Here is a 13,203-nt window from a genome sequence, read left to right as displayed (position 1 = left end):
GCCGGGGCCCCGCCCGAGGCGCGAGCTCACGGCCCACGGCCCACGGCCCACGGCTCACGGGACGCAGCCCACGCACGCGGCACGCGGCCCGAGCCCACGGCCCACGGCCCACGGCCCACGGCCCACGGCCCACGGCCCACGGCCCACGGCAGTCTCGCAGCCAGCGGCCCCGCGACAAGCGGCACGCGCCCCGCAGCCCGAGCCCACGGCAGTCTCGCAGCCAGCGCCCCGCAGCTCGAGCCCGCGGCACGCACCCAGCGGTCCCGCGGCACGCGGCACGCGGCACGCGGCACACGACACCCGGCACCCTCGCAGCCGGCGGCCCATCCCAACCCGGCGCCCCAAGCCCGGCAGCAAGACAAAGGCACCGTTCCGGCCACACCCCCCTGCCGACCCGATACGCAGCCGAGCCAGCGGCCGACAGGCCGGGTCAAGGCACGCTTTCCCGCCTTGACGCGGTCTGTCGGCCGTTGAACAATCGAGCGTTCGGGCCGGCGGGACCCACTTAGGCAGGATCACCCAACGAGCATCAGCCTGGCACCGCTCAAAACGGCAGAGCTCTCCTCGCCAAGCACCAACCGACCGAACTCATCCCAACGCCCAACCCGGCCGAACTCCAACCACCGGGCCCAACCCAGCAGCCAACCCGGCCGAACCCCAACCCACCGGGCCCAACCCAGCGCCCAATCCGGCCGTACCCCGACCAACCGGGCCCAACCCGGCTCCACCAACCAGGCTCATCCCAGCTGAACCCCAACCGCCCACCTCATCCCGGCGGGCACCCACCCGCCAAAACCCGAAAACTCACCCCAGCCACCCCGGCCGATCCCCCTTCCGAAGCCGCCGCCACTCCCGCCCAAAACCCGCCCGCAACTCCCGCGCCCGCTCCTCATCCCGCGCATACAACACCCCGAAGGCGAACGTGTTCTGCCCTTCCCCCTGCCCGGCGATCGCCAAATGCCGCAGCACCTCCCGGCCGACCACCGTGTCCTGGTGCTCCCCCAGCGTCTCCTGAACAGCCTTCACGTTCTTCCGCCAAGCCCGCAGCTTCTTCCCGTAGACCGGCTTCACGGTGTCCGCGGCGTACCGAGCCCGCTTCGCCTTCTTCCGCACCTCGTGCAGGGCCACCTCGATCTCATCCCCGTGAGCCGCCGCCTCAGCGCGGCGAAGCTTCCGAGCGGCCTTCCGCAACGGCTTCCGCAGACCGGCCTTCGCCGGCTTGCGGGCCGCCGCGGTCAACGGCGGGTCCTCCAGCAGCGCGTCCAACGACCGCAGCAACGCCAAATACCGCTTCCCGGTCAACGCCTCCAGAGCCCGCGTCCGCGCTTCCTCGGCCTCCCTGGCGAACTGGCGGGTGAGGAACTGCCGCAGCGGCCCGAACACCAGCTCCGACGGCACGTCGTCTAGCTGCTCCCGGAGCCGCTCCTCCGCGACCTCGGTGTCCCGGAACGGCGACAACTGACGTCCCAGCCACTGCAGCTCGCCGACGATGCCCGCGGACTCGACCACCGAATCGAACGTCCGCAGTGTGCTCCGCAGCTTCCGGATCGCCACCCGCATCTGGTGCACCGCGTCATCGGCGTCCAGCCGCACCCCGACGTCCGCCCGGCGCAACCGCCCGTAGTGCTCCCGTAGTGAAGCGAGCACCACCTCTCCCGCGGACGGTTTCTTCCCCACCCGCGGCGCAGCCGGAACCCGGTCGCCGACGAGCCGGCGCAGTTTCGACGACCACGGCGACGCCGAAGCTCCCGCTTCGGTCAACGCCCGGTCGAACTCCCCGAGCAGCTCCGGCGCCGCCGACGGGTCCAGTTCGAGCTCCAGTTCACGCCACTCGTCGAGCCGCGCGGTTGCGCCGCCGGCTTCGCCGGTCACGTGGTCGTCGGTGAGGACGGCGATCGTCTGCCCGTCGGCGCCGGCCAGGCGGTGGGAAAACCGATCGGTCCGCAAGTGCGCGATCGGCACCAGCTTCTCCCCCAGCGTGTACGCCCGCACCAGCCGCCGAAGCCGGCCGGGCACCTTGTGCGGGTCGCCGCCCAGCGGCAGCTGCAGCTCCTGGCGCTCGTCGGCCGACACCGGCAGCTTCAGGTGCCAGCCGGCGTCCGGGCCGCCCACCCGGCGCCGCAGGGTGATGCCGGACTGGGCCAGCCGGAACGTCGAGGTGTCGTAGTAGGACGCGTCGAGCACGTGCTCGACCGGGTCGTCCTGGGTCTCGACGCCGCCGACGCCGATCAGGCGGGGCACGCCGCTGCCCGCGACGATCTCGTACTTGCGTTCGCGCTCGGTCACCGACGACGGCGCTGCCATGGTTCGTCCTCCCTGGGGCCGGGTTCACCGGATGGGTACCCGGGCGGCACGCGGCCGACACGGGATTCGGCGCCGGGCCAGCGGGTATCCGGTTCTGCAGTACCCGAGCCCGGACCAGGAGAGTGCATGAACGGCAACCAGCCCGCAACCGACCTGACGACCGTCCTCGCCGGCGACCACCGCGAGCTCGACCGGCTCTGCACCGAGCTCGAGCTCGGCCAGGGCAGCCCGGAGAACCGCAAGGACCTCGCCGATCACCTGATCGCGGAACTGGTCCGGCACTCCGTCGCCGAAGAGCCCTACCTCGACGGCGATGGCGACCTCGCCGAAGCGGACGGCCTGATGCGGCAGCTCGAAGGCACCGGGCCGCAGGAAACCCGGTTCGAGCGCCTGCTGGGCGGGCTGATCCGGGCCGTCCGGCGGCACGTCCGTGAGGAAGGGCCCGCGGCCGTCCGCGAAATCCGGCGCACCTGCTCCCAGGAGCAGCAGGCCGAACTGGGCCGGCAGGTCCTCGAAACCCGCGAGGCCGCGGCGACGCTGCCGCACCCCGGCCTCGCCGACCGGGTGCCCCAGGCCGACCAGCTGTGGCCGGGCCCGGGGTTCGTCGACCGGGCCCGTGCCGCCCTCCAGGCTCCGGCATCGGGTTGAATGGGCAGTCGCGACCCCGATCAGGAAGGCAGCGAGGACCCATGAGCGTCGGCGAAGAGGAGTGGGCCCGGGACCGGGCCTGGTTCGGGCAGGACGGTGCACCCGAGCCCGGGCCCCTGGCCCGGCAGTTCGCCGACCTCACGCGGACCCTGCTCGACGTGACGCCGACCGCCGGCGGGGTGCTCAAGCTCGTCGTCGGGGCCGCGGCCGCGCTCGTTCCGGACGCCGACCTGGTCAGCGTCACCCTGCGCGACGCCGACGGCCGCTACCACACCCCGGTCGAGACCGATCCGATCGCCGAACGGCTCGACCAGGTGCAGTACGACCACCGGGAAGGTCCCTGCGTGGAATCGGCCCGCCCGGACGGCCCGGCCGCCGGCTGGTCGCAGGACCTGGGCCGGGACCCGCGCTGGCCGGCGTTCGGCCCGGCCGCCGCCCGCCACGGCTTCCACTCGGTGCTGGCCACCGCGCTGCTCCCGGACGCCCGGCCGCCGCGGCTTTCCGGCGCGCTGAACATCTACTCGCGCACTCCGGGCGCGTTCGACGCCCGGGCGATCGACATCGCGCTGCTGCTGGCGACACACGCGTCACTGGCGCTGACCCACACCCAGGCCGTGGCCTCGGCCGAGCTGGAGTCGGCGCACCTGCGCCGGGCGGTCGACAGCCGGGACGTCATCGGGCAGGCCAAGGGCATCCTGATGCAGCGCCGCGGCATCACCGCGGACGAGGCCTTCGACGTGCTGCGCCGCGCGTCCCAGGACCTGAACGTCAAGCTGGCCGACCTGGCGAGAACCCTCGCTTCGCGGCACACCGAAATCGATCTGCCGGCTTCCGAAGAGGCCTGACCACACCGGGAGCGCCGCTTCCGCGGGGGAAGTGGCGCTCCCGGGTGCCGATTTCTTACGGGGCCGTGTACGGGGCCCGGTTCTCCAGCGACGGGCTGGCGGCCGGGTACCGGCCGTCCTGCCCCGGCACCGGGGTGACCGTCGGGCCCTGCTCGGCCTCGGCTCGCGGCCGGGGGCCGCGCTGGACGACCGCCTCCACCTCCTGCTCACCGCGGATGCGGGCCAGGACGCCGAGGGTGATCGCGTGGGCCAGGGCGAGGATCAGCAGCAGCACGCCGATGCGCCCGACCACGCCGGGCAGGTCGCTGCCGCCCAGGTCGATCGTCGAGATGAGCGCCAGCACGCCCAGCGTCGCGAGGTGGAACAACACCGTGACCAGGCGCGTCATCGAAGCGCCCGCCGCCGGGTCGCCGTAGGAGTTCTCCAGGTACCGGCGGCCGCTGCGGTAGATGATCTGCCCGTCTATCAGGACCAGCGCAACGCCGATCGCGAGGAACGACAGGTACGCGTTCGTGGTCATGCCGGACGCTCCTTCCTGGGGGACCTTGCCGGAGGAATACCCGGCAGGTCGCGCAGGGAAACGCCCCCGTCACGGGGTGAACACCGTCACCCGGCGAAGGTGTCCGGGTCCGGCCCGGTGCGGCGGCCTTCGTCGAGCCTGCCGATCTCCGCCATGTCCTCGTCGTCGAGCTCGAAGCCGAACACGTCGATGTTCTGGCGCATCCGTTCCGGTGACGCCGACTTCGGGAAGACGATGTTGCCGAGCTGGACGTGCCAGCGCAGCACGACCTGCGCGGGCGTCCGGTCGTGCTTCTCCCCCAGGCCGGTGAGCACCGGGTCGTCGAGGATCCCCGCCTGCGCCAAGGGGCTCCACGCCTCCGTGGCGATGCCGTGCGCCCGGTGGTACTCGCGCAGCTGCGCCTGCTGCAGCGCCGGGTGCAGCTCGATCTGGTTGACCGCGGGCACCAGCGACGTCTCCTCGGCGAGGCGGTCGAGGTGGGCGGGCTGGAAGTTCGACACGCCGATGGCGCGCGCCTTGCCGGCCCGCAGGATTTCCTCGAAGCCCTGCCACGTCCGGACGTAGTTGTCCTTGGCCGGCAACGGCCAGTGGATCAGGTAGAGGTCGACGTACTCGAAGCCCAGCCGGCGCAGGCTGCCTTCCAGGGCGGTGATCGCGTTGTCGTGCCCGTGCGCGTCGTTCGCCAGCTTCGTCGTGACGAACACGTCTTCGCGGGCCACACCGGCGTCCGCGATCCCGGCGGCGACCCCGGCCTCGTTGCGGTACATCTGCGCCGTGTCGACATGGCGGTAGCCGGTTTCCAGGGCCGTCCGCACGGCCCGGGCCGTTTCCTCGGGCGGGATCTGGAAGACGCCGAACCCGAACTGCGGGATCCGCACGCCGTTGTTCAGTTCCGTGGCCGGAACGCCGGCCGTGGTGGTCGTCATGCCTACGGCCTACCCGGCGGTCCCCGGACGCGAAACGCGGCGGGGCGGGTGATCCCCGCGCCGCCGCGTCAACGCACCCCGATCGGGTGGGGCTACTGTCCCGGGCGGTCCACGTCACCGCGCCAGGCGCCGGTCTCCCGGCCGCGCTGCTCGATGAACTCCTTGAACCGCTTCATGTCGCCCTTCACCCGCCGGTCGAGCACGCCGAGCTTGTCGGCGACGTTCTCGGCGAAGCCCTCCGGGTCGATGTCCATCTGCGCGGTCACCCGGGTGTGGGAGTCGTCGAGCCGGTGGAAGGTGATGACGCCGGCGTGGTCCGGGCCGGAGTCCGACGTCCAGGCGACCCGCTCGTCGGGGTGCTGCTCGGTGATCGTCGCGTCGAATTCGCGCGTCACGCCACCGAACCGCGTCACCCAGTGGGTGTGGGTGGCGTCCACCTGGCGGATTTCTTCGACGCCCTCCATGAACTGCGGGAATTCCTCGAACTGCGTCCACTGGTTGTACGCGGTCGAAACGGGGACTTCCACGTCCACGATTTCGGTGATCGTGCTCATGCACTCCTCCTGGTCGTTGGTCGGTGCAAATCGGCTACCCGGTGCACGGGGCGTCAAACCCGGCGTGGTTGACGCAGGGCGGAGCCGGGTACACGGCGGCCAGGCAAGGAGGTGTTCGGTGATCGAAGAGGTGAACAAGAAGCCGGCTTCCGACCGCTCGGTCGGCGAACTGGTGACGGACCTGACCGACGAGGTCAAGCGGCTCGTCCGGGACGAGATGCGGCTCGCGGTCTTCGAACTGCAGCGCAAGGGCAAGAAGATGGGCCTGGGCGCCGGGTTGTTCGGCGCGGCAGGACTGTTTGCGTTCCTCGGGGCCGGCACGCTGGTCGCGGCGGCCGTGCTGGCGCTCGCGCTGGTCGTGCCCGGCTGGCTGGCGGCGGTGCTCGTCGCGGTCGCGCTGTTCGTCGTCGCCGGGATCGCGGCACTGGTCGGCAAGAAGGAAGTGACGCAGGGGGTGCCACCGGTGCCCGAGGAAGCGATCAGCGGCGTCCGCGAAGACGTGGACACCGTGAAGCAGGGAGTGCGGACATGAGCGGGGACTTCCCGAAGAACGCCGAGGAGGCGCGCCTCGACCGGGACGCCACCCGGGAGGAGCTCACCGAGACCCTGGAGGCGCTCGGGCAGAAGCTCGACGTCAAGACCCGGGTCAAGGAGAACGTCGACGAAAAGCTCGACCAGGCGACCGCGAAGGTCGCGGACGTGACGAACGAGCCGACCGCGGTCAAGTTCCGCCAGGGCGCCGACGCCGTCCGCGCCAACCCGCTGCCGGTCTTCGCCGGCGTGCTGGGCCTGGTGATCCTGATCCGCCTGATCCTGCGCCGGAGGGACTCGTGAACAAAGCGCTCTACAAACCGCTGAGCTGGGTGGTGGGTGCCCTGGGCGGCATCCTCGCCGGCCAGGTCTTCAAGCAGGTCTGGAAGCAGGTGGCCGGCGAAGAGGACGCCCCGGACGCCACCGACCGCGACTACACCTGGCGGCAGGTGGTCATCGCGGCGGCGGTCCAGGGCGCGATCTTCGGAGCCGTCAAGGCCGCCACCGAGCGGGCCGGCGCGGTGGGTTACCGCAAGGCGACCGGCGACTGGCCCGGCGACGACTGACTGTACACAGTGGACGGCGGGAGGCGGGGCCGCGCGGCGGTCACGCCTCCCGGCCGGGCTCGGGGGTCAGGCCGGCGAGCGCGGGCCCGACCCCGGGGTGGATCGTCAGCACCAGGTCGGCCCCGGTGGCTTCGAGCGAACGGGTGACCGCGTGGCCGCCGAGCACGACGGCGAGTTCGGTGCGGGCGTCCGCCTCCAGCAGCGACCGGACACCGGCGCAGCTGAGGAAGGCGACCCGGGTCAGGTCGACGATCAGCCGCCCGCCGGTGGCGAGGGCTTCGTCGAGGGTGCCGACGGTGGCGGCGTCGATGTCACCGACCAGGGTCAGGACGGTGATCCCGCCCGGTCGTTCGGTCGTGGTGACGGTGAGGCCGGACGGTTCGTAGATCGTGCGAAAACAGTCGTACATGGCGCTCCCTTTTTCAGCGGTGCAGGGGCGCTGACCGGAGCACGTGTCTGAACAACAGCCAACACCCTTGACCGTACGCCCCTGAGCGGTGAGGTCAACCCCGCGGGTTTCCCGGCTCCGACCTCGGGTAATCCGTTCGGGACCGAAATCGGCGTCCCGGAAGGAGATCGATGCGTGTCGTGATCGTCGGCGGCGGTTTCGCCGGTTACCACGCGGCGAAGAGCCTGCGGAAAGAAGCCGGCGAAGACGTCGAAGTGGTCGTGCTGAACCCCACGGATTACTTCCTCTACCTGCCGTTGCTGCCCGAAGTGGCGGCCGGGATCCTGGACCCGCGGCGGGTCGCGGTGTCCATCCCCGAAACGCTGCGCGGGGTCCGGCTCGTGCTCGGCGTGGCCACCGGTGTCGACTTCGACGCCCGCCACGTCACCTACACCGATCCCGAGGACAACGAACACCGGATCGGGTACGACCGGCTGGTGCTCGCCGCGGGCAGCGTCAACAAGCTGTTGCCGATCCCGGGCGTGCCGGAATACGCGCACGGTTTCCGCGGCGTCCCGGAAGCGCTGTACCTGCGCGACCACATCACCCGGCAGATCGAACTGGCCGCCGCGGCCGAAGACCCGGCCGAGCGCGACGCCCGCTGCACGTTCGTGGTGGTCGGCGCCGGCTACACCGGCACCGAGGTCGCCGCGCAGGGTCCCGCGTTCACCGCCGCGCTCGCCGCGCGCCACCCCGAGCTCGCCGGGCAGAAGATCCGCTGGCTGCTGGTGGACGTCGCCGAGCGGGTGCTGCCCGAGCTGGACAAGCGGCTCGGCCGGACCGCCGACGAGGTGCTGCGAGCCCGCGGGGTCGAGGTGCTGATGAAGACGTCGGTCGACCACGCCGACGCCAAGGGCGTCACGCTGACCAACGGCGACGCGGTGCCGGCCCGCACCCTCGTGTGGTGCGTCGGCGTGCGGCCGGACCCGCTGGTGGCCGACCTCGGGCTGGAGACCGCCAAGGGCCGGCTCGTGGTCACCGAGCAGCTGAACGTGCCGGGCCGCGACGACGTCTTCGCCTGTGGTGACGCGGCCGCGGTGCCCGACCTGACCCGTCCCGGCCAGTACACCGCGATGACCGCGCAGCACGCCGAGCGGCAGGGCAGGCTGGCCGGGCGGAACGTGGCGGCGTCGCTCGGCTACGGCCGCCGCGGCAGCTACCGGCACCACGACCTCGGCTTCGTCGTGGACCTCGGCGCCGGCGCGGCCGCGGCGAACCCGCTGCACATCCCGCTGTCCGGGCGCCCGGCGAAGGCCGTGACGCGCGGCTACCACCTGATGTCGATGCCGGGCAACCGCGTGCGCACGGCCGCCGACTGGGTCCTGGAGGCGCTGACCGGCCGCCAGACCGTCCAATTGGGACTCGTCCGGTCCGGGTCCGTGCCGCTCGACACGGACAGCCCCGAACTCCCCCGTCGCTGATCGTCTCGTGTGAAAGGGAAGCGCATGCCCGCCGAACCCGAACCCGTCCGTTCCGAAGGTCCGTCCGTGGTGACGGCCGGGGACCCGTCGGGCCCCAAGGTGATCGTGCTGGACCCGGCGGGCGCCGGGAAGCACGACGAGCTGCCGGCGACCTGGCGGCCGCTGACGCAGCAGCGAGCCGTCTTCTGGTGCCGCGTGCCGGCGGGCGGCGCCCTGACCGAGGCCGACGACCTCCTCGGCGACGCCGGCCCGGGCGACCCCGCGATCGCGGTCGTGGCGAGCGGCCCGTTCGCGGCGGAAGCGCTCCAGCTGGTCGAGCGCCACCCCGGCGCGGCCCAGCACCTGCTGCTGGTCGACCCGGCCTCGGACGCCTTCCTCGCCTCCGACGACGCCACCCAGGCCAACGACGCCTGGCTCGCCGAGCACGACGACGTGGTGGCCAAGCTGCGTGAGGCGGGCACGGAGGTGCGGGTGGTGGCGTCGAGCAGCGAGAACCCGGACGACCGGGTGCCCCCGCCGCTGCCGCTCGGCCACCCGGTCGTGGTCACGGCGGTCCGCTCGGCATTGGGCCTGGACTAGACCCAGGGCCGCGGAAGTCCGCACGATCGGAGAAGCCGGGCTGAGCGCTCACCGCCGCCCGGCGGCCAGCTCCACGAAGGCCCGCACCACCGGGGAGACCGAGCCGGCCCGCCAGGCCAGGCCCAGGTCGATCCTCGGGGGCGGGTCTTCCAGCCGCCGCAGCACCACGCCACGGCGGCGCAACGCCCGCGCCCGGTGCTCCGGGACAGCCGCGAGGCCCGCTCCCTCCGCCACCGCGCGCATCAACTGCTCGTCCTCCGGCTCCTCGCGGACGATCGGCGGCAACCCGCCCGGCCAGACCTGGCCACTGATCGCGTCGTACTGGCCGGGGCCGTTCTCCCGCGGCCAGAACACCACCGGCTCGGCGGCGATCGCGGCCCGCCGCACCCGCCCGCGGCGGCGGGCCAGCGCGTGGTCCGCCGGCAGCACGAGCAGGACCTCTTCCGACCCCACCACGGCGACCTCGATCCCCGCGGCGGTGACCGGCGGCCGCACGAACCCGACGTCGATCTCGCCCGCCGCCAGCCGGGCCAGGTTCAGGCTGGTCCAGCCCGTTTCGAGGGCGAGTTCGACGTCCGGGTGCCGCTCGCGGTAGGCCGCCACCAGGTCGCCCGCCTGCGGGCCGGGCGCGGACCGCGTGTAGGCGATCCGCAGCCGGCCGGTGTCACCCCGGCCGGCCGCGGTGATCACGCCCCGGGCCCGGTCCAGCCGGTCGAGCAGGGCGCGGGCCTCCGCGGCGGCCACCCGGCCGGCCTCGGTCAACGCGAACCGCGGGCCCGTGCGGTCGAGCAGCGCCACCCCGAGGTCCGCCTCGAAGGCGCGGATCTGCTGGCTCAGCGACGGCTGGGACACGAACAGCCGGGCGGCGGCCTTCGTGAAGTGCATTTCCTCGGCGAGCACGGCGAAATAGTGCCATCGACGCAGGTCCACGCAGCGATTATAGGGTGTTCCTATCATCCCATCGGGACGAAGTCTTGGACCGGACGCGCCGCCCGCTGCTGTCCTGGGGCCCATGACCACGACCAGCGCGCCCCTGACCCGCCCCGACCGCAAGCTGCTGGCCCTCGCGGCCGGGCGGCGGCTCGTCGCTCCGATGGCCGGGTTCGTCGACCTCACCGCTGTCCGGGAAGCCGTCGAAGACCTCACCAAGGCGTTCGCCCCGCTCGGGCGGGTCCAGCACACCGTCGCCGCCAAGGCGTGCGGCCTCGCGCCGCTCCTGCGGTACCTCGGCGACCTCGGGATCGACGCCGAGGTCGCGAGCCCCGGTGAGACGGCGGTCGCGGAGGCCGCGGGCCTGCGCGGTCCGCGGCTGGTGCTCGACTCCCCCGCCAAAACCACCACCGAACTCGCGCACGCCCTCGCCGAGGGCACGGCGGTCAACGCCGACAACTTCCAGGAACTCGCCCGGCTCGACGCGCTGGTCGGCGCGACCCGGCCGCGGTCGGTGCTGGGCCTGCGGATCAACCCCCAGGTCGGCGCGGGCCGGATCGGGGACACGAGCACCGCCACCCCGGCGTCGAAGTTCGGTATCCCGTTGCGGGACAACGGAAACCGCGCGCTCCTACTGGAGGCGTTCGCGTGCCGGCCGTGGCTGACGCGGCTGCACGTCCACGTCGGCTCGCAGGGCTGCCCGCCGGAACTGATGGCCGAGGGCGTCGCCGCGGTGCACGAACTCGCCGAGCAGATCAACGCCGAAGCCGGGTACCGGCAGGTCACCAGCCTCGACCTCGGCGGCGGGCTGCCGGTGGACTTCATGTCCGACGCGCCGGGCCCGACGTATGCCGACTACGTCGCCACGCTGCTGGCCCGGGTTCCGGCCCTGGCCGACGGGCGCTACGCGTTCGTCACCGAATTCGGCCGGTCCCTGCTGGCGAAGAGCGGTTTCCTGGCCGGTACGGTGGAATACACCAAGGTCGCCGGGGGCCGGCACATCGCCGTGACGCACGCGGGCGGCCAGGTGGCGGCGCGCACGGTGCTCCAGCCGGAGCACTGGCCGCTGCGGCTCGGCGCGTTCGACGCCTCCGGCACGCCGAAGACCGGGCCTGAGGTACCGCAGGACATCGCCGGTCCCCTGTGTTTCGCGGGCGACCTTCTCGCCCGCGAGCGGCCACTGCCGCTGCTGGAACCGGGCGACCTCGTCGTCGCCCACGACACCGGGGCGTACTACTTCGGCGCGCACTACGCGTACAACACGCTGCCGCGCCCGGCGGTGTACGGCTTCACCGTGTCGCCGCGCGGTGACGTCGAGTTCACGCCGCTGCGCCGCGCGCAGACCCTGGCCGAACTGGTCGCCGACGCGGGCGGCGAATTCCTCGGAGCGCTCCCGGAACGGTGACCGGCCGCGTACGATGCCCGGCCATGGGGGATGGTCGAGAGTTGCCGCGGTTCGCCGCGCTGCCGGTCGGGATCGTCGTTGCCGCACAAGCCCTCGTGCTGACGGTGTTGTCCGGCCGCTACGGCTTCCACCGCGACGAGCTGTACTTCGTCGCCGCGGGGCACCGGCCGGACTGGGGGTACGTCGACAACCCGCCGATCACGCCGTGGCTCGCGCGCGCGTCGACGGCGGTGTTCGGCGAGACGCCGAGCGGCCTGCGCGTGGTCGCGACCCTGCTCGGCATGGCGACCGTCGTGGTCGTCGCGCTGATCGCCCGCGAATTCGGCGGCGGCCGCGGCGTCCAGCTCTTCACCGCGATCGCGACGGCGTTGTCGTCCTACGTCCTGGTCGTGTCGCACATGCTGGCGACCAATTCCGCGGACGTGCTGCTGTGGTCGCTGATCGCGCTCTTCGGGCTGCGGTTGCTGCGCACCGGCGACGGCCGCTGGTGGCTCGCCGTCGGCGCCGCCGCCGGGCTCGGCCTGGCGAACAAGTGGCTCGTGCTGCTCCTGCTGTCCGGGCTCGGCGTCGGTGTGGCCGTCGCCGGGCCGCGCCGGGTGCTGCGGTCCCGGTGGCTCGCGGCCGGCGTCGGGATCGCCGCTCTCCTGGCCGCGCCGGTGGTGCTCTGGCAGGCTTCGCACGGCTGGCCGATGCTCACCGTGGCCGGCGGGATCAGCGAGGACGACGGCGCCGAGAACCGCCTCCTGTTCGTGCCGATGCAGCTGGTCCTGCTCTCGCCGGTGCTGGTGCCGGTGTGGGTCGCCGGGCTCGTCCGGCCGTGGCGCGACCCCGGCCTGCGGTGGGCCCGCGCGCTGGCCGTCGCCTACCCGGTCGTCTGCGTCGAACTGCTCGTCGTCGGCGGCAAGCCGTACTACTCGGTGCCGTTGCTGCTGCCGCTGGTCGCGCTGGGCGCGGAGCCGGTGCTGCGGTGGCTGGGCCGGGGCGGGACGGTCCGGCGGGCGCTCACCGGCGCGGCCGCCGCGGTGTGCGTGGCCGTGTCCGTCCTCATCGGACTCCCGGTGGTGCCGGCGGCGGCGCTGAACGGCCCGTTGCTGGCGCTGAACAAGGAACCGGGCGAGCAGGTCGGCTGGCCGGACTTCGCCGGCAGCGTCGCGGGGGCGTGGCAGCGGATCCCGGACGCCGAGCGCGACACCGCGGTCATCCTGGCCGGCAACTACGGGGAGGCCGGGGCGCTCGAGCACTACGGTCGCGGGCTCGGGCTGCCGCAGCCGTACTCGCCGCACATGTCGTACGCGGACTGGGGGCCGCCGCCGGACCGGCTGGTCGGCCCGGTGCTGCTCGTCGGACGCGTCCGGCCCGGCACGCCCGCGGCCCGGCTGATCACCGGCTGCCGCGCGGTCGGCAAGCACCACAACGCCGACGGCGTCGACAACGACGAAGACGGTGTCGTCCTTTCGCTGTGCACGCTCACGCGGCCGTGGTCCGAGGCGTGGCCCCAGCTGCGGCACTACTACTGAGCGGGTTCG

15 protein-coding genes are annotated in these 13,203 nt (G+C 73.0%); 9 read left to right on the top strand and 6 right to left on the bottom strand.

Annotated features, from left to right (window positions below; translation table 11 throughout):
- Positions 1-804: 804 nt before the first annotated feature.
- Positions 805-2,304: a CYTH and CHAD domain-containing protein gene (locus ACWEVN_RS05630; protein WP_452050409.1), complete on the bottom strand. Its 1,500-nt coding sequence runs from the start codon at positions 2,302-2,304 to the stop codon at positions 805-807.
- A gap of 126 nt (positions 2,305-2,430) precedes the next feature.
- Here ACWEVN_RS05630 and ACWEVN_RS05625 point away from each other — a divergent pair, with 126 nt between their 5' ends.
- The gene (locus ACWEVN_RS05625; protein WP_452050408.1) at positions 2,431-2,952 is read left to right on the top strand and encodes a hemerythrin domain-containing protein; all 522 of its coding nucleotides are present in this window, start codon (positions 2,431-2,433) and stop codon (positions 2,950-2,952) included.
- A 41-nt stretch (positions 2,953-2,993) separates the two neighbouring features.
- A complete protein-coding gene (locus ACWEVN_RS05620; protein WP_452050407.1) occupies positions 2,994-3,797 on the top strand; it encodes a GAF and ANTAR domain-containing protein in 804 nt (267 codons plus the stop codon).
- Positions 3,798-3,852: 55 nt separating this feature from the next.
- On the opposite strand, the gene ACWEVN_RS05615 is transcribed toward ACWEVN_RS05620, so the two are convergent.
- From ACWEVN_RS05615 to ACWEVN_RS05605, 3 genes are all read right to left on the bottom strand, one after another.
- Positions 3,853-4,317, bottom strand: coding sequence for a hypothetical protein (locus ACWEVN_RS05615; protein ID WP_449681022.1), 465 nt, complete (start codon positions 4,315-4,317; stop codon positions 3,853-3,855).
- A gap of 86 nt (positions 4,318-4,403) precedes the next feature.
- Entirely contained in the window at positions 4,404-5,243 is an 840-nt protein-coding gene (locus ACWEVN_RS05610; protein ID WP_452050406.1) for an aldo/keto reductase, read from the bottom strand.
- Between the two features lie 92 nt (positions 5,244-5,335).
- Positions 5,336-5,797 (bottom strand): SRPBCC family protein, encoded by a 462-nt coding sequence (locus tag ACWEVN_RS05605; protein WP_310970537.1) that lies wholly within the window; start codon positions 5,795-5,797, stop codon positions 5,336-5,338.
- 118 nt (positions 5,798-5,915) lie between these two features.
- Here ACWEVN_RS05605 and ACWEVN_RS05600 point away from each other — a divergent pair, with 118 nt between their 5' ends.
- Genes ACWEVN_RS05600 through ACWEVN_RS05590 form a run of 3 tightly spaced genes read left to right on the top strand, consistent with a single transcriptional unit; the run spans position 5,916 to position 6,894 of the window.
- Positions 5,916-6,329, top strand: coding sequence for a phage holin family protein (locus ACWEVN_RS05600; RefSeq protein WP_310970535.1), 414 nt, complete (start codon positions 5,916-5,918; stop codon positions 6,327-6,329).
- Complete coding sequence (locus ACWEVN_RS05595; protein WP_449681020.1) at positions 6,326-6,631, top strand: DUF3618 domain-containing protein; 306 nt, start codon at positions 6,326-6,328, stop codon at positions 6,629-6,631. Before ACWEVN_RS05600 ends, ACWEVN_RS05595 begins: the two co-directional genes overlap by 4 nt.
- On the top strand, positions 6,628-6,894 hold the full coding sequence (locus ACWEVN_RS05590; RefSeq protein WP_310970533.1) for a DUF4235 domain-containing protein: 267 nt from the start codon (positions 6,628-6,630) through the stop codon (positions 6,892-6,894). Before ACWEVN_RS05595 ends, ACWEVN_RS05590 begins: the two co-directional genes overlap by 4 nt.
- Before the next feature lie 40 nt (positions 6,895-6,934).
- Here the strand turns inward: ACWEVN_RS05590 and ACWEVN_RS05585 are convergent, their stop codons facing one another.
- Entirely contained in the window at positions 6,935-7,303 is a 369-nt protein-coding gene (locus tag ACWEVN_RS05585; RefSeq protein ID WP_452050405.1) for an STAS domain-containing protein, read from the bottom strand.
- A 170-nt stretch (positions 7,304-7,473) separates the two neighbouring features.
- Between ACWEVN_RS05585 and ACWEVN_RS05580 the strand changes: the two genes are divergently transcribed.
- Positions 7,474-8,763, top strand: a complete 1,290-nt coding sequence (locus tag ACWEVN_RS05580; RefSeq protein ID WP_452050404.1) for an NAD(P)/FAD-dependent oxidoreductase — start codon at positions 7,474-7,476, stop codon at positions 8,761-8,763.
- Between the two features lie 24 nt (positions 8,764-8,787).
- The gene (locus ACWEVN_RS05575; RefSeq protein ID WP_452050403.1) at positions 8,788-9,342 is read left to right on the top strand and encodes a hypothetical protein; all 555 of its coding nucleotides are present in this window, start codon (positions 8,788-8,790) and stop codon (positions 9,340-9,342) included.
- A gap of 48 nt (positions 9,343-9,390) precedes the next feature.
- Here the strand turns inward: ACWEVN_RS05575 and ACWEVN_RS05570 are convergent, their stop codons facing one another.
- Positions 9,391-10,272, bottom strand: a complete 882-nt coding sequence (locus ACWEVN_RS05570) for a LysR family transcriptional regulator (protein WP_452050402.1) — start codon at positions 10,270-10,272, stop codon at positions 9,391-9,393.
- A gap of 82 nt (positions 10,273-10,354) precedes the next feature.
- Here ACWEVN_RS05570 and ACWEVN_RS05565 point away from each other — a divergent pair, with 82 nt between their 5' ends.
- Positions 10,355-11,677 (top strand): diaminopimelate decarboxylase, encoded by a 1,323-nt coding sequence (locus ACWEVN_RS05565; protein ID WP_452050401.1) that lies wholly within the window; start codon positions 10,355-10,357, stop codon positions 11,675-11,677.
- A 23-nt stretch (positions 11,678-11,700) separates the two neighbouring features.
- Positions 11,701-13,194 (top strand): glycosyltransferase family 39 protein, encoded by a 1,494-nt coding sequence (locus ACWEVN_RS05560; protein WP_452050400.1) that lies wholly within the window; start codon positions 11,701-11,703, stop codon positions 13,192-13,194.
- Positions 13,195-13,203: the final 9 nt, after the last annotated feature.

The sequence above is a fragment of the Amycolatopsis sp. NPDC003861 genome (genome assembly GCF_053605405.1).
Note: the sequence above shows the minus strand (reverse complement) of the source record. Positions and strands in the feature narration are given on the sequence as shown.

Excerpts from the sequence above, each read along its gene's own strand:
- ACWEVN_RS05630 (WP_452050409.1), bottom strand. The coding sequence starts at position 2,304 with ATGGCAGCGCCGTCGTCGGTGACCGAGCGCGAACGCAAGTACGAGATC.
- ACWEVN_RS05625 (WP_452050408.1), top strand. The coding sequence starts at position 2,431 with ATGAACGGCAACCAGCCCGCAACCGACCTGACGACCGTCCTCGCCGGC.
- ACWEVN_RS05620 (WP_452050407.1), top strand. The coding sequence starts at position 2,994 with ATGAGCGTCGGCGAAGAGGAGTGGGCCCGGGACCGGGCCTGGTTCGGG.
- ACWEVN_RS05615 (WP_449681022.1), bottom strand. The coding sequence starts at position 4,317 with ATGACCACGAACGCGTACCTGTCGTTCCTCGCGATCGGCGTTGCGCTG.
- ACWEVN_RS05610 (WP_452050406.1), bottom strand. The coding sequence starts at position 5,243 with ATGACGACCACCACGGCCGGCGTTCCGGCCACGGAACTGAACAACGGC.
- ACWEVN_RS05605 (WP_310970537.1), bottom strand. The coding sequence starts at position 5,797 with ATGAGCACGATCACCGAAATCGTGGACGTGGAAGTCCCCGTTTCGACC.
- ACWEVN_RS05595 (WP_449681020.1), top strand. The coding sequence starts at position 6,326 with ATGAGCGGGGACTTCCCGAAGAACGCCGAGGAGGCGCGCCTCGACCGG.
- ACWEVN_RS05585 (WP_452050405.1), bottom strand. The coding sequence starts at position 7,303 with ATGTACGACTGTTTTCGCACGATCTACGAACCGTCCGGCCTCACCGTC.
- ACWEVN_RS05580 (WP_452050404.1), top strand. The coding sequence starts at position 7,474 with ATGCGTGTCGTGATCGTCGGCGGCGGTTTCGCCGGTTACCACGCGGCG.
- ACWEVN_RS05575 (WP_452050403.1), top strand. The coding sequence starts at position 8,788 with ATGCCCGCCGAACCCGAACCCGTCCGTTCCGAAGGTCCGTCCGTGGTG.
- ACWEVN_RS05565 (WP_452050401.1), top strand. The coding sequence starts at position 10,355 with ATGACCACGACCAGCGCGCCCCTGACCCGCCCCGACCGCAAGCTGCTG.
- ACWEVN_RS05560 (WP_452050400.1), top strand. The coding sequence starts at position 11,701 with ATGGGGGATGGTCGAGAGTTGCCGCGGTTCGCCGCGCTGCCGGTCGGG.